We start from the raw sequence: 16202 nt of genomic DNA, 5'->3' as shown, positions 1-16202 counted from the left end.
GGCAAGCCGGGCCATAAGGAGTTGGTTGGTGTCTGCGTGGTGCAAATGATCGCTTGGCCTGCTTCAATTAATCAATGCATTCTGTCGCTTCGCGGTTTTAATGAAACGATAATTTTCCCCTCTTCGTGAAGCAGTTCTTTCCATCTGCTCCTGACCTGCTCTTTGGATAGATATTCCTCGGCAAGTTCAATAAAGGTACGATAATGGCCCGCTTCTGATATCATCAATTCTCTGTAAAACTTTTGCAAAGACATATCGTCAAGAGCCTCCGAAAGTAGTTTGAAGCGCTCGCAGCTTCTGGCTTCTATGAGTGCACAGATCAGGAGCCTGTCCAGCAATGCTTCCTCGTAGTCGCCTTTATTCCGAATCAACTTGAGTAATTGGCCTACATACTCATCCTTCCGCTGACGACCGAGCGGAATCCCCCGTTTTTTTAGTTCTTTCAAAACCCGTTGAAAATGACCCCATTCCTCGCTTACGATGGGTGTAAGTACCTCTACCATCTTTTCTTTTTCGGGGTAATGCACGATAAGAGATATACAGCTGGACGCGGCCTTTTGCTCACAATAGGCATGATCGATCAATATTTCACCCAGTTGCATGGAGGCAATATCCGTCCATCGGGGATCAGTGGGAAGTTCCAGGCCTAGAGTGGTCATTTTTAGTTATGAATTAAGAATGAAGGATGAAAAGTCAAGTTTTGTGATTGCCTAACATAGGTTGCCCTTAAACGGTAATTTTAACATGAGCAATTCGAAATTAAAAACTAAAAAAAGTACAAAACTGAATATTCGTCCATATCGTGTGTTTAGTGAAGAGTTCAAACGCGAAAAGGTAGCGCAAATTTCGGCTGGTGAGATCAGCATTCTGTCTTTTTCTAAATTGTGGTCAGTAAGCCAGAATACCGTATACAAATGGATTTATAAATATTCTCCTGATCACAAAAAGGGAACTATCATGGTTGTACAAAAAGATAGCGAAGCTGTTAAACTTGTTGAGTTGCAGGGTAAAATTGCTGAATTGGAACGTGCAATTGGTCAAAAACAAATGATTATCGATTATCAGGATAAGCTCATTGAGATCGCCTCTAAGGAACTGGATGTCGATCTAAAAAAAAGTTTCAATCCTGGACCTTAGAGCACTTTCGTATGAATTTAAGTAACCACATGTATTCGATGAGCGGCTTGTATACTCATTGCCAGATCAGTAAGCAAGGGCACTATAAGTCCTTGCAGCGAGAGATTCACTGGCAAAACCAGGAAGAGCTGGTATTAGGGCTGATCATGCAGGTACGCGAGATTCACCCAGCTATGGGTATTCGAACTATCTATGAACTTTGTCAGCCCGAAGGTATTGGCAGAGATGCTTTCATCAGTATCGGCATTTACTATGGATTCAGGGTGAAAGTGTTTCGGAACAAAACCCGAACAACCTTTTCCAGTCCATACAGCCGTTACCAGAACCTGCTGGTAGATAAAGAGCTTGATAATATTAATCAACTGTGGACTAGCGATTTAACGTACTTTAAAGTCGACAATAAAGACTGTTATATTGTTTTAATCATGGATGTGTATTCCAGATTGATTGTCGGTTATTCTGTTGCAGATAACATGAGAGCTGCAAACAATGTCGCCGCTCTGAAAATGGCTCTGACTATAAGGGGTTTACACAGCTATGAGCACAAACTGATACACCACTCGGATCGGGGGGGACAATACATCAGCGACGTCTACACTGATCTACTGAAAGAGCACAAAATTCGTATCAGCATGTGCAACATTGTCTATGAAAACGCGCATATAGAACGGGTCAACGGAACCATCAAAAATCAGTATCTGATTCATTGGAATATTACAAGCTTTCAAATGCTAAAAACAGAAGTTAAACGAGCTGTTGAGACTTATAACAACCAAAAACCGCATTCAGCCCTAGACGGTGCTACACCGATCGCGTTTGAACAAAAAATCAAAGAACGTAAAGACTCTGAAAGGCCTAAACTCAAAATCTGGACTGCATCAGAATCTAAAAATCACAATCCAGATCAATGTATAATTCAATTTTAAACTTTATTCATAATTTTAAACTGAAGGCAACCTATACTAGGCAATCACATTTTGCTCACGCTCTCCTTTTTCTGTTGATCAATCGAATAGTGGCCAATTGATGCCAAAGGATAGAGCCCGGGTCATACCGAGGTAACCGGGCGTTATGTAATAGCCATTGGGGAAAACACCGAAGATTTCTTTATTGATATAGGCCATCTTAAAAAATAAACGAACGCGACTGATCCTGAGGTTGGCAAAAGCGTCCAGCACGACGCGTTGCTGGAGTTTCATGTCATTTTGTAGATGGAACTGTTGGGTGACAGGCATGTAGGCATCGGCGAAATAGGAGGACCGGTATACAGCCGAAACCCCTAGCTGCACAAACAGCACTTTGGAATAAACAAAATCAAACGAAACTTGTCCACTTCCAAAAAGTTGTGGAATGCGGAGGACATTTTCATTGCTATTTTTGGAGAAATATGCCCTGCCCGAAAGGTTCCACTTGTTCAGCTGAATGTCCGTTGTAGCTCCTACGCGGATGAGTTGAAAACCTCTGCTGAGTTGTTGGGGAGTAGCAGCCGTATCGTAGTAAATGAAATTGCCGATCTGATGAATCTGAATTTCGGGGGTGAACTCGGATGTTTCCTTTTTTATCGGTAGCGAGCCGAAGAGTGTCAGTACGTCGGTAGGATTAAAGGACGTATTGTTCCAGACAAAATGGTTGCCAATATATCTTTGTGTGAGCAAATCAGGGGCAGTTCGTATAAACTGAGCACCGGCTTTTCCCCAGCGGGTATTTATTTCACCTTTCAGTTTAATTTCAGCATCTCCGAAGTCGGTAATATTGGCCAGGTTCACCTCCCCTTCGGCTGTGACGTAGTTGGTTGAATCTTTCAGATAGTATCCCAGCCACAATCCCGCTATGTTATCAAATCGGAGGCGGGTTCTGTAGGTTGTAAATAAGCTTTCTGAGTTGGAAGAAGGTTGACTTTCTCCCTTCATTCCATACAACCGTGTTCGCAAATAAGCCCTATAGTTAAAGCCTGAAATTTTACCTTTCAATCCCACTTTATTGTCAAACAGCTTATAGGAAATATGCTGCCGGGTACTGTCAGCATTGTATAGCGGGATAGAGGGATACGCACCATTGTTCCGGCCCGTCTGCACATCGAAGTCGGTATAACGGTTCAGTATGCTTTGGTAATCTCCCTGCTGAAAAACCTGAAATCCATTGGCAAGCCGGTACTGTTGGTATAGATGAAATACATGGCGTCGCTCCCAGGAGTTGGCATCGTCGCTGATCCTGGCTGTGCCGTCGTAAGGGTAGGGGTCTACCACCACATTATTGGCTGTATCCGGCATTACGCCGCCCTGTTCCCGCGTTTTTTGGTTCATGTGCCGGTAATGCGCCAGCAACAGGTATTTTTTGTCCTTGGAAAAAAAGCTGGTATGGGCAAGAAAATTCCAGTTCTGACCGAGCAAGGATTCGGAATTCACGGCGCTGTAGACTCCATACTGCTTATTGGAGGTAAGCCTGTGGAACCGTAAGCCAAAGTTGAAACGGGCGTGTACGTTCTGCGTATAAGCGAAATGCCCCAGAGCGGTTTTTCTGCCACCCGAAATGAATGAAAGTTCGGTATGCTGCGACCGGGTATCGAAGTATTGAACATCATCAGGATGTATTGCATAGGCATCATAGGCCCGCATACCCAGCTGAGGACCAATATCCTCACGTGGTTGAAAAAATAGATTACGTGAAGCAGTACCGGTGTTACCCAAATCCACCAGTGTTCCCCAGCTTTTATCAAAAGGAGACCAGCGGTGAAAGTTTTTCAAAAGCGTATCTACCCGGTAGCGAACCGAATCCCTGTTATTCAGAATATCTTTTTCGTAATAATGAAGCGTTGTTTTCGGGCCGTAGATCTGTTTGGTACTGTCATCCAATATGGCTCCGGAGCCACCAGATGCTCCCCCTCCACCCGCTCCTCCGCCACTTGGCATTCGTATGCCTCCTGGCATTTTAACCTGCGCAAAAGAAGCAAATGTTATGAAAAGTGAGCAGAAAAACAGCCCAACAAAAACGGATAAAGCAATTCTCAATTTTTATTCAAAGTTTAGTTAACGAGTCACAGGCAGCGCTTTTTTAGGGACTGGAAATTATCGTAGCATATCTATTTTATTCATCCAATCATCAAACGCATCTGTGTCACTACCCAGATCCACCCCGATGGGAATAAAAGCGAAGCTCGCCATCTTTTGATACTGCCTGGCAAGTGGCTTCAGTTTTACCATATCCTTTTCGGTTGTGAGTACAAAAGTATCGCTTTTTAAGTTCTTAATCAGGTGTTCGAAGTCCTCGCTGGTGTAATTGTGGTGGTCGGGATAAATAATTTCCTCCATCACCTCGTACTGTTCTTTGACGAACGTCAGGAAGGGCTGGGGACGTGCGATTCCGGCGACGACTTTAACTTTTTTTAACGCAACGGGGTTGTGATCAAATCCAATCGGCGGGGCGTATCGGATTGATGCGAAAAAGACCTGTACATGCTGGCGGCTGTATCGGCTGATTTGTTTTCGGATCTCAGATTTTTCAGACTCTCTCAAACCAGGCGGACACTTTGTGGTAATGATCAGGTCCGCCCGCTCTGCACCACTTCTGAACTCTCTGAGACGGCCAGCCGGCAGGGGAAGGTCGTGGTAGAAAGGTCTGTTGTAATCGCTGAGCAGGATGTTGATATCACGCTTAATTCTTCTGTGTTGAAATGCGTCATCAAGCAGCAGTACGTTGCATTCCGGGTACTGCTGATGAATCGCTCTGGCTCCTTTTACCCTGTCTTCGCACACGGCGACGATCACGGATTTGCCATATTTTCTAAAATATTGAAGAGGTTCGTCACCGATATCTTTTGCGGTAGATTGGTTATCCGCAAATAACAATCCGTTGGTCTTACGGCCGTAGCCCCTGCTCAGGATGGCAATTGAATATTGGGACTTGATTTTTTCTGTAATGTATTCAACCATAGGTGTTTTGCCGGTTCCGCCTACGGTGATGTTACCCACCGAGATGGTGAATTGATCAGGTCGATGTGATGCAAATAGTTCCTGATCGTACAGCCAATTTCTTATTCCGGCGATCAAGCCATACAGCCAAGAAAAGGGCACAAGCGGTAATTTTATCCAATTAGGTTCTTTCATCTCGTCTGCATAATTACATATTTTTTGGTTAATATTGTGCCCCGAAAATTCTGACACCACGCTTATCATGCCATTAAGAATCACGTTTCAACCTCATACATTACGTTTTCGGACGGAAGCCGGAACATCAAGAGGGGTTCTGACGGAGAAGACTTCATGGATCATCAGGGTGGTGGATCTGGAACAGCCGGGGATTGAAGGTCTCGGAGAATGTGGTCCGTTAAAAGGGCTGAGTATCGATGATCTGCCCGATTACGAATCCCAGCTGGTTTCGGTTTGTAATCTTTTCAACCAATTGGATCTGGATGTTTTTCCTTTTAATCTAGGGATTATTCTGGATCAGGTTGTGCCCGTGCATCTGCCATCCATCCGCTTCGGTATTGAAATGGCGCTGCTTGATATGATGAATGGCGGACAAAGGATTTATTTCAACAATGCTTTCTCAAAAGGCGATGCCGGAATTCTCATGAACGGTTTGATCTGGATGGGAACCTACGATCACATGATGAAGCAGATCGAGCAAAAGCTGGATCAGGGATATACCACACTGAAACTTAAAATAGGTGCCATTGACTTTGAGCAGGAGTGTAAAATGCTCGGTGCGGTAAGGGCTCAGTACTCGAAAAAGGAAATTACCTTGCGCGTGGATGCCAACGGTGCATTTGCCAATGACGAAGCGATGGCGAAATTAAGCCGCCTGGCGGAGTATGACTTGCACTCAATAGAACAACCTATCCGAGCCGGTCAGCCCGACTGTATGGCGGAGCTGTGTGAGATTTCTCCAGTGCCGGTTGCCCTGGATGAAGAGCTCATCGGTATTTCGGATTACCGTTTTAAATTTGCGTTACTCAAAAAAATAAAACCGCAGTATGTTATTTTGAAGCCAACGCTTTTGGGAGGTTTCAGGCATACTAAGGAATGGATTGAAATTGCTAATCGCCTGAATATCCCCTGGTGGATCACATCTGCACTCGAATCGAACATAGGGCTAACCGCCATCGCGCAGTTTACAGCGTCGTTCGGAAACCGTTTACCACAAGGGCTGGGCACAGGGCAGCTTTATGACAACAACTTTCCTTCGCCTCTCGAAACGAAGTCGGGCTATTTGTTCAATAATAAGTCGGTAGACTGGGACCTGTCGCAACTAACCTAGCGACACATGCGTCGTGCAAAATGCACACAATTTTAGCACCTATTTGGCCCATTTAATTCCTTTCCTAAGCCAGCCAAGCGTTTCCGCTTCAGCAGATCCTTCTCCAGGTATAAAATTGTATTCCCAGTTGGCCTGCGGAGGCAAGCTCATCAGAATGGATTCCGTACGTCCATTGGTTTCGAGGCCAAACTTTGTGCCCCGATCCCATACCAGATTAAACTCGACATAACGGCCCCGACGTAAATATTGCCACTGTTTTTGCTCATCTGTGAACGGTTCGTTTTTATGTTTGTGCATCAGATGTGTATAAATGCTGGCAAAGCTGCCGCCGATCTCCTGCACAAAATCAAACAAGGAATCCTTTGAGAGATTCTGACTATTGCCGGCCTCATCCGGTTTAAGATAATCAAAAAAGATTCCACCTATACCACGTGTTTCCTCTCTGTGCGGAATGTAGAAATAGTCGTCTGCCCAGTCTTTGAATGTCGCATAAAAGGCAGGGTGGTGATTATCACAAGCCGTTTTGAGTTGCTGATGAAAAAACCTGGCGTCTTCTTGCACCACATAATGCGGGGTAAGGTCTATGCCACCACCAAACCAGCAGGTTCCGTTGCTGAGTTCGAAATAACGAACATTCATGTGAATAATCGGAACGTTGGGGTTGGCGGGGTGCATGACAATCGATACACCGGTAGCCGTAAAATGGAAATCATCATTTGCACTCAGATTCATTTGCTGTCTCAGGCGTGGATGCACTTCACCGCGAACGCAGGAAAAGTTAACACCCCCCTTTTCGATCACATTTCCGTTTTGGATCAGCCTCGTTCTGCCTCCGCCACCGGAATGATGTTCCCAAATGTCTTCCCGGAATTGCCCTTTCCCATCTTCTTGTTCAATGGCCTCGCAAATATTATCCTGTAATGTTTTAAAAAATGACTCTATTTCTTCAACCTTCATTGGGGGTTATCTAATGTGCGTGGCAAAAATACGATAAATATAAAATGAAGAGGTATGATCAGGATAAAAGAGACGATATGCGTTTTGTCCGCGTAGCTGATCTATCCGTCACATAGCAAGTCTGCTGCTGTATGCGCGGTCACTACTTTATATTTTTTATAAATGTCCTTTTGGGAGATGTTATGTTGAGGACATTTAGTTGTTCATTCATTCGCTTTACTACGTGGGATGGGCTGAGCCTATCAGCGAGAGCGTGTGTGTGATTTTTATAAAAAAAATGTAAACTTAAATTAGCCTGAATAATCCTGGACAATTGAATTGTCGTAATCCTTTTTACGTCTCTTAAATTTTAGACCTTCGCTGGCAGGTAAACAGGTGGGAACAAGCTATTTTTGCACCAGTATGTGATTAGCCCCATTCCCAAATGATTCGTATTCTGTTTTTTCTGTTGTTTTTCACCACTGTTTCCCAGGCTCAAACCTTTACATCCACCATCCGTGGCACGGTGAAAGATGCCGATACCGGCTTGCCTCTCGAAGGAGCTTCGGTGCGATTAGACAATCAGGGGGTTGGAGTAAACGCAGAGAAAGACGGGTCGTTCCGGTTTGATGATATTCCTGTGGGGCGATACGTGCTTACGATCAGTTATCTTGGTTATGAGACGGTAAGTATTCCGGAGATTCTTTTGGAGTCGGGAAAGGAGAGTGTGCATCAGATCAAGCTAAATCCGGCGGGCAGGCAGTTGCAGGAAGCGACCGTTGTTTCGTCCCGACCGGTAGCTTTCAACAGTGTACAGGAAATAACCATCGAGCAGACCTTACGCTATGCCGCTACCTACCTGGATCCGGCTAGAGTAGCCACCTCTTTTGCCGGTGTTGCTGCGGCACATGACCAGGCAAACGGTCTGGTGGTTCGCGGCAACTCACCCAACGGCATGCAATGGCGGCTGGAAGGGGTTGAAATTGTTAACCCAAATCACCTTTCCAACGCCGGAACGTTCAGCGACCGGTCCACGCAAACGGGAGGCGGTGTGAACATCCTCAGTACACAGTTGCTGGGGAACACGTATTTCATGAGTGGTGCTTTTCCGGCACAGTATGGCAATGCGCTATCGGGTATTCTGGATATGAATCTCAGAAAAGGCAATGACGAAAAGACCGAATTTGTAGCACAGGCAGGTCTAATAGGATTGGACCTTGCTGCGGAAGGGCCTTTTTCGAAAAAATCAAAAGCGTCCTATCTCGTCAATTACCGGTATTCATTTACAGGATTGCTGGGTGCAATGGGTGTGGATTTTGGAGGAGAAATTAATCGTTTTCAGGACTTGTCATTCAATATCAATTTGCCTACGGTGAAGGCAGGAACGTTCACGGTTTTCGGTCTGGGTGGTATCAGCAGTAACACTTTTACTGCCGAACGCGATAGTTCTTTGTGGGAGTATCAAAAGGATGGACGTGACATTATTTTCAAGAATAAAATGGGGGCGATAGGTGCTACCCACGCTTTGTCAATGGGTACACGTACCTCATTGAATTCCACCCTTGTGGCATCAGGCCTAAGCTTATCCCGGGAAAGTTACGACATAGGCGGGGTCGAGTATTCGAGACGAAGGCTTACAGAAATGGATGAGCAGACGAAGAGCCGTATTTCTTTGAGCAGTTACGTTACCCATCGCTTTACGGAAAGAAGCCGACTTAGGGCTGGGATGTATGCGACAAGGCAATCGGACGCTATGTATAACCCTAAAACCATTTTAAATAGCCTGACCGGATTTGTAATTCAGCCATTTGCAAGCTGGACGTATCACATCACACCGACTCTTATTTCTGAGGTTGGGCTCCATCATTTATGGTATAGCATTGAGGGGGGAAGTAAGGCTGGTAGGAATTCCCTTGAGCCACGGGCTGCTATACGGTGGCAGGCCAATGCAACGCAGCATTTCAGCTTTTCCTATGGGTTACACAGTCAACTTCAACTGCCACAGATTTACATGGCTGGTTTACCACCCGCTTCTAGTGTTGCTTCATTTAATAATTTGGATTTGAAACCTTCCAAATCCCATCATTTTGTACTCGGCTATCAAAAGAATTTTTCAAAAAACAACAATTTGAAGCTTGAAGCATATTTTCAGGAGCTTTACGATGTGGCCATCAGCGCGAATAACGAAAATTCATTTTCGGCTATAAATCTGGTTGAGAGTTATGTGGGTGAAAAGCTGTCCAACAGGGGTACCGGACGTAACTACGGTTTGGAAGCTACATATCAAAAACTACTTACGGATCAGTTTTACATGTTGCTATCTGGTTCAGTTTACAGTGCTACCTACGTGGGCAGCGATGGCATCAGGCGCGACAGCCGCTTCAATGGGGGACACACTTTTTCATTTACAGGTGGAAAGGAGTTCAAAACAAAGAAGCAAAACATCTGGGGAGTGAATGTTAAAATTCTTGCTACCGGAGGTTTTCGCGACACACCGATTGATCTGGAGCAATCTAGGGCTACGAACTCCACGGTGTACCGGCAGGATCAGGCATTTAGTATCAAGATGAAAGAATACTTCCGTCCCGATCTGCGGATTTATTGGAAAAAAAGTAAAGCTCGTTACAGCCGTACACTGGCTTTGGATCTGCAAAATGTAGCGGGTGTCAAAAACGATGCATACAACTACTATGATGTCCTTCAGAAGCAAATAGTGATGCAAAATCAACTGGGTATGATTCCAGTGTTGAGTTATCGGTGGGAATTTTGAAGTAAAGGTTCACGCAACCCGTTCCTATTCCTATGCGCACTCTGTGTCAACCCTTTGTGGGATTTGGGTAAAATTTCCGCAAATAACCTGAACTTTAATAGCGGTAAATTTGTAAACACTATCGCAATGGAACTTTAACCTTATGAAGTTTACTTTCGCTAAAAGCTAAAAGCTAAAAGCTAAAAGCTAAAAGCTAAAAGCTAAAAGCTAAAAATGGGGGTGACTGGAATTGACAGCGGGTTGGAAGTCTGTGTGTAAGCATGTCGGGAGTTGAGAGTACCTCCCGTAAATAATATTCTCAAACAATAACTGGCGAATCTAACTACGCCATGGCTGCTTAATCCGGAGGATTAACCAAATGCCATCATCCCTCCAACCTACGTGCTGATGGTTGGGCTCCGGGGTGTCGCAAATCAGCGCTGGTTGGAATAGTGGTACGGAAATCCAACGAGACACCAGTATCTAAGGCCATGACGCGGGTCCGCCGTGAACCTTGTCAGGCTCGAAAATCTAATCTCGGATAAGCATGTAGAAGGCGCAGGGTTTCCCTGATCTGGACGAGGGTTCGACTCCCTCCATCTCCACCAAATGCCGTTTCGGACTTCCGGAGCGGCATTTTTGCATGTAGAAGGTGCAAGGTTTTCCCTGATCTGGACCGGGCGGGGCGGCCCGTGCCGTTCGACTCCCCGCATCTCCACCAAATGCCGTTTCGGACTTCCGGAGTGGCATTTTTGCCTATTTATCAAAATATTCCCATCTGTCATTTGCTGAAACACTTCCCTCCGAACCAAAAAAACTGTTTTCGCATTTCCTTGATAGCTTAATTGCATTATTGGGAATTATGATGGTTTTCAAGTATGGTTAGCCTTTCCTCCGTAGGTGAATTTATTTTGAGTAAAATCAGAAAAGTGATCTTTTACACTGAATTGACACACATTTGGTGCTAAGCTACAACCTAATTTCCCCAGAATAAAAATGAATAATAAATGCATGAAAAAGGGGATGCTTCATACGAATGAAGGCATCCCCAGTAACTTCTTAGTTGGGCGGCTTAACGGCTTATTACCAGTTTTTTAACTGATACAGTACCATTGGTTTGTCTGATCCGAACGGAATAAACCCCATTAACAAGGCCCGATAGATCCATCCCTTGTTCTGTCAGTTTTTTCGATTGAAAAACGACCTGGCCTACGGTATTCATCACGGAGACGGATATAACGGAGCTAAAATCAACATCCCTGACAAACAATCGGCCTGTACCGGGATTTGGATAGATAGCAGGATCACTTCCATTATCCTGTAAACTGACAATACGGGAGTAAGCAAAGCTTCCGTCCCTGTCAATCATTTTCAACCGATAATAGTTTGTTCCCCACACAGGGTGATTGTCGTATGCCATGTATTCCGTAGATGTTTTCACATTTCCTATGGCCGCAACCTCTTTAATCTGCATCCATTGTTTGGTATCAACGCTTCGCTCAATACTAAAGTGAGACGCATTAACCTCACTCACTGTCTTCCACGACAAGCGGATCGCTTTATTGTCTTCCAAACGTGCATTAAAGCTAATCAGTGTAACGGGTAGCGGGGAGATCCAGGATAAAGTGTATGTCGCGTCTGAAGATACAGATCCTGCTGCGTCTTTTGTTTTGAAATTAAACGATGCGCCTTGGTAACCTGTTCCATTTAATTCAATAGAGAAGAGCGTGGGGTCTTCAAACACCCTGCCACTTGTTACATCGGAAGTACTTACCTCTACTTTATCATAGTATAATTTTGGACTTCCTCCCGCAGCTGCTCCACCGGATGAAACGGGAAGAGATGTGATAATAAATCCTTCCACTGCTTCTCCGCTTGCGTCGGGATCGGAACCGGCTGGCGGGGAAACAAGGGCTCCTGAGCCTGAGGATGCGGCTACCGTGCCATCAAGTGGAATGGATGAACCAGATCGTGGCTTGCTGTTCAGAAAATAACTTAAAGTGGTAGCGAGAGGTGGTTGCTGGATTCCAAAATTCGCGTTTTCTACATCTGTATCGGTGATCACTATATCTATGAGTATACCGTTTGCAGTGCCGTCACTACCGGTGGTGGTCCCCAATTTCTCCCCGGTAAATACCCAGTTGGCAGGAGCCTGAACAAGAATGCCGGATGCCTGCCCTCCAACATCACTTGCGCTTGCACTGGCATTGGTCAGGATCACTGAGTAAGTTCCAGGCCCAACCGGAAATGAATACGCACCTGTTGCGGTATTGATGGTGGTAAAGGCTAAAATTTTTCCTGATGCATCTACCAGTAGTGCTTTCAAATCTAAATTAGTATTGATGTTAGATCCGTTCACGAGATCATCGGTCAGGCCATTCACGTCGTGCAACACATTCCCCGAAAGAGTATTACAGAGACTATTGGTTTTACTGAACGTGATGGTGCTGGCAATTTTTCCAAACAAACTATTAGGGTCACTGGATTGCTCTGTGCTGCCATAAAATGCGGACAGGCCACCAAAGCTGGCCTGGAAATCTACTTTTTCTCCATCCGTAAAATCGTTTCCACCTGAGGCAACACCCACTTTTAATGAAAAGGGCAGATTAACAGGGTTTCCGCTGTTGGTAGACGTGCCTGGCACCGACAATCCCGTAGCGTTCAGTACATTATTGGTTCCACCTCCACTGCTTGACAGGGTGACCGCCACCTCGGATCCGAAAATGCCCTTTAGGTATGTTTCTATGTCCTCTCTGCTATCTGAAAGTGAAAAACGGGGATCCAGGGGGAATGCAAAGGTGACGCCAGTGAATGAACCTGAGGCTGTGTTACTGGCGGCGAACTGAATATTAAAATCGGAAGGCTTAGAGCAATTGGGGATATCTACCTGGCCGGCATTTCCTGTTGTCAGTGTGAGACTCAGGCGGTAGGCACATTCGCATCCATCCGATTGAGGAGATGATTCAGATGTTCCAATTTGGGTAACTGCGCTGTTCGACTTGTCGATATAAAAAAAGTTAACCTGATTCCCCCCCGGTGCCCGTTAAGATTCCATAACTAAACAATTGCCCTCGCTCGTTAAAAAAAAGCGTACCCATTGTATAATCGGCCGCGCTTCCCACTTTTACTATGCTGGGATTGGCAGAAGTGATATTCTGGATTTCGTAGAGTCCTCTTACCGCCTGCCCTGATGATGGGGCAGAAGTTGGGTGATACCAGGCATAGGCCCTGTTGGTAAGCGGGTCGAAGGCAATGTCGCCCCAAAGCCTGGAACCTGCAGTCATTGTGCATGTAGCCGTGGTTGCGCTTAATGTCCCGGAGCCGTCAGTGTTCCAATTTTTGAGATCAATTTTATAAATAATCGGATTGGAATCTGTCGAAAGGATATACATGATCCCGTTTTTATCAACACCGGCATTGTTGTAGTCGACACCAGTGGGAATTCCCGTTACTGTTTTAGATGTGTAATTGTTGGTTCCATTATAATTAGCGACCCTGATCAATGTGAAAGTAGAAGAGCCCCAGTCCTGAGTGAATACATATCCATTGTAATAGACGGTGGCATTTGTTAAAATATTGGGATTTAATGTCACTTTATCGGCGACTGAGACCGTGCCAGTTGCATTAACATTTACAGAGCTTATTCGTGTGCTGGATGATAACTGGCGGGTAAAGTACAGGCTCCCATCACAAGCAATACTACCTTGAGCAAAGAGCTCAGAAACAGGAATTAGTAAGCTAACAACCAAAATAAAATTGAAAACCAGCTTTTGTGGCAATCGTTTCAGATGGTTAATTCGTGCAATGAATGCTGGGGGTCTCATTTGTTTGTAGCAATAACTTCGGGTTTTGTAATAGTTATTCATAGGTTGATTGGTTTGATTTATAAGATTAAGGATGAATGATCATTTTGGACAAAGCGCGCACTCCCTCTTCAGAGAGTTCCGAATCCTGGTCTGGGAATAGAATGGCCTGAGAATCGACACACAGATTTTCTAATCCGATCTGGTGATTGGATTGAATGGAATCATATGTCCTTGAAGATGTAGGGTGAACCTACGCGTTACAGTTGAGTAAGATACGTTGTCGGGAACGACAGAAGTTAACTGCGGATTTTTGTGAAATGAGGCATGACAGCGAGGGTAAATTTGTCAAGTATATTGCAGAGTTCATATAGAAAGATAATTATTTGAGGGATCAAATATTAAGTAGTGCGAAGGTAACTATAAAAAAGCAAGCATGCCAAATTCTCTTGTCATTCTTGTTCTACATTGAGTCATCTGAATATAGAATTCTTCGGACATAATACTAAGAATTTAGCGAACACACCCAGGCATTCATTTGTATGCAGATCATTTGCCAAATCTCCAAACCTTATTAATAGCTTTTAATCATGAATCAAATTTTCTCTACGGGTTCGGGTAGGCTGTTGCCCACGTTTATTATCGGTATTCTGGCCTATTTTCTCCTCATTTAAAAGGCGCCGGAATGTATGGTTACAGGAGCGCTCAAGTCTGGGAAAAGCAATCCGCGATGTTCTTTTTTTAATGAGTCGGAAAGGGGCTGTTTCCAAAACCGATTCTTTAAAATTCCGGAACGCAAAACCTTTCCTTTTAACGATCCATCAGGCTTTGTTGCTGGCGATGACAAGCGGTAAGGTTTGTCTTTTACCACCTTATTTCCTATATTGCGCCCTGAAAATGAGTGTCAGACCATTTGCAAAGCTGTCTTTTTTAATACCTGCATAAGACAATACTATTATTTCATTCCGGTGATTTCGCCTCTTTACGAGGTTCAGCGACAGCACTGATTATTTCACATCCGGATATTGTTTTACTTAATCACGGGGGCCTGGTTTCTGCTCATGGCCCATTCATTTGTTTCCACCAACGTCAAATCTTTATGGACAACATTCAAAATACATTTTTTCTGGGTAACACTTTGATCTCATGGCTCATTGCCCTTGTGATGATCGTCGGATTATTCGTCTTGATTCGTTTATTTAAATCAATTGTGATTAGCAGGGCCAAGACCTGGTCATTGAACACGACTACCACCTGGGATAATTATCTGGTAGAGCTGATCGAAAAGTCAGTCGTTCCGATGTTTTATATCGGAAGTGTTTATATGGCAATTTCCACGCTGGAGCTTTCTCAGAAGGTCGATAGAATAGCCCGAATCGTGTTTTTGGTTGCACTTACGTTCTTTGCTCTCCGTATTCTGAGTTCGGCTTTCCGCAAATTTGTTTTTTCCTTTATCCAATCTCAGGAAAACAGCGAAGCAAAGGAAAAGCAGGCGAGCGGGCTGATCCTGATTGTCAACATTGTGATCTGGATTTTCGGGATCATTTTTATGATCGACAATCTGGGTTATAATGTAACGTCTCTGATTGCAGGGCTGGGCATCGGCGGTATCGCTATTGCGCTGGCTGCGCAAACGATACTAGGGGATTTGTTCAGCTACTTTGTGATATTTTTTGACCGCCCCTTCGAAATAGGTGATTTTATCGTCATTGATGATAAATCCGGGGTGGTGGAGCATATTGGTATAAAAACCACACGCATCCGGACTTTGGGAGGGGAGCAGCTGATATGTTCAAATACGGATCTGACCAATTCCAGATTGCATAATTACAAGCGTCTCCAGAAAAGAAGAATCCTTTTTAACCTCGGTGTTACTTATCAGACGTCCCATCAGCAAATTTCGGAAATACCCGGAATACTCAAAGGGATCATCGAGTCCAAGCCATATGTTACCTTCGACCGGGCTCATTTTTCGGGGTACGGGGATTTTAGTTTAAATTTTGAGATCGTATATTACATTCTGGATTCCGATTATACCTTTTATATGGATAAACAGCAAGCCATTTATTTGGATATTTTGAAGGCATTTGAAGAAAGGGGTATTGAATTTGCCTATCCAACACAGACGCTGATGATGCAGCAGGAAAACCTGGAAGTGAAATGAAAAGTTTAGCTTCAAAGGGTTTGTCAACGACCTCAATCAGATGGAGTTTATTGAAAAACCAGTGGGTCTTTTTTACGATAATCCCCAATAACCTCCTGTTTAACGAACTGCTTGGTGTAGCCCAGGAAGTAGAAGCCCCATAGGCTGGCATAATATT

Annotated in this window: 11 protein-coding genes and 1 other RNA gene; 6 read left to right on the top strand and 6 right to left on the bottom strand. The window is 44.5% G+C overall.

Annotated elements, in window-relative coordinates:
* Window positions 1-71 precede the first annotated feature (71 nt).
* Window positions 72-659, bottom strand: coding sequence for a tRNA-(ms[2]io[6]A)-hydroxylase (locus DYADSP32_RS10400; protein ID WP_149242797.1), 588 nt, complete (start codon window positions 657-659; stop codon window positions 72-74).
* A gap of 85 nt (window positions 660-744) precedes the next feature.
* On the opposite strand from DYADSP32_RS10400, the gene DYADSP32_RS10395 reads away from it, so the two are divergent.
* On the top strand, window positions 745-1137 hold the full coding sequence (locus DYADSP32_RS10395) for a transposase (protein WP_149239641.1): 393 nt from the start codon (window positions 745-747) through the stop codon (window positions 1135-1137).
* Window positions 1138-1148: 11 nt separating this feature from the next.
* Window positions 1149-2063, top strand: coding sequence for an IS3 family transposase (locus DYADSP32_RS10390; RefSeq protein WP_149240058.1), 915 nt, complete (start codon window positions 1149-1151; stop codon window positions 2061-2063).
* A gap of 78 nt (window positions 2064-2141) precedes the next feature.
* Here the strand turns inward: DYADSP32_RS10390 and DYADSP32_RS10385 are convergent, their stop codons facing one another.
* Window positions 2142-4145, bottom strand: coding sequence for a putative porin (locus DYADSP32_RS10385; RefSeq protein WP_414617681.1), 2004 nt, complete (start codon window positions 4143-4145; stop codon window positions 2142-2144).
* A 57-nt stretch (window positions 4146-4202) separates the two neighbouring features.
* Window positions 4203-5207: a tetraacyldisaccharide 4'-kinase gene (gene lpxK, locus DYADSP32_RS10380; protein WP_414617680.1), complete on the bottom strand. Its 1005-nt coding sequence runs from the start codon at window positions 5205-5207 to the stop codon at window positions 4203-4205.
* A gap of 100 nt (window positions 5208-5307) precedes the next feature.
* Here lpxK and DYADSP32_RS10375 point away from each other — a divergent pair, with 100 nt between their 5' ends.
* Entirely contained in the window at window positions 5308-6393 is a 1086-nt protein-coding gene (locus DYADSP32_RS10375; RefSeq protein WP_149242799.1) for an o-succinylbenzoate synthase, read from the top strand.
* Between the two features lie 39 nt (window positions 6394-6432).
* Here the strand turns inward: DYADSP32_RS10375 and hemF are convergent, their stop codons facing one another.
* A complete protein-coding gene (gene hemF / locus DYADSP32_RS10370) occupies window positions 6433-7350 on the bottom strand; it encodes an oxygen-dependent coproporphyrinogen oxidase (protein ID WP_149242800.1) in 918 nt (305 codons plus the stop codon).
* Window positions 7351-7774: 424 nt separating this feature from the next.
* Between hemF and DYADSP32_RS10365 the strand changes: the two genes are divergently transcribed.
* Both DYADSP32_RS10365 and ssrA read left to right on the top strand, forming a co-directional pair.
* A complete protein-coding gene (locus DYADSP32_RS10365; protein WP_149242801.1) occupies window positions 7775-10099 on the top strand; it encodes a TonB-dependent receptor in 2325 nt (774 codons plus the stop codon).
* A 215-nt stretch (window positions 10100-10314) separates the two neighbouring features.
* Window positions 10315-10686: a transfer-messenger RNA gene (gene ssrA / locus DYADSP32_RS10360) on the top strand.
* Between the two features lie 464 nt (window positions 10687-11150).
* Here ssrA and DYADSP32_RS10355 read toward each other — a convergent pair.
* Both DYADSP32_RS10355 and DYADSP32_RS10350 read right to left on the bottom strand, forming a co-directional pair.
* On the bottom strand, window positions 11151-12788 hold the full coding sequence (locus DYADSP32_RS10355; RefSeq protein WP_149242802.1) for a T9SS type A sorting domain-containing protein: 1638 nt from the start codon (window positions 12786-12788) through the stop codon (window positions 11151-11153).
* A gap of 307 nt (window positions 12789-13095) precedes the next feature.
* Window positions 13096-13944, bottom strand: a complete 849-nt coding sequence (locus DYADSP32_RS10350) for a hypothetical protein (protein ID WP_149242803.1) — start codon at window positions 13942-13944, stop codon at window positions 13096-13098.
* A 1036-nt stretch (window positions 13945-14980) separates the two neighbouring features.
* Between DYADSP32_RS10350 and DYADSP32_RS10345 the strand changes: the two genes are divergently transcribed.
* Complete coding sequence (locus tag DYADSP32_RS10345; RefSeq protein WP_149242804.1) at window positions 14981-16045, top strand: mechanosensitive ion channel family protein; 1065 nt, start codon at window positions 14981-14983, stop codon at window positions 16043-16045.
* Window positions 16046-16202: the final 157 nt, after the last annotated feature.

Source organism: Dyadobacter sp. 32, assembly GCF_902506755.1.
GTDB lineage: Bacteria > Bacteroidota > Bacteroidia > Cytophagales > Spirosomataceae > Dyadobacter.
Note: the sequence above shows the minus strand (reverse complement) of the source record. Positions and strands in the feature narration are given on the sequence as shown.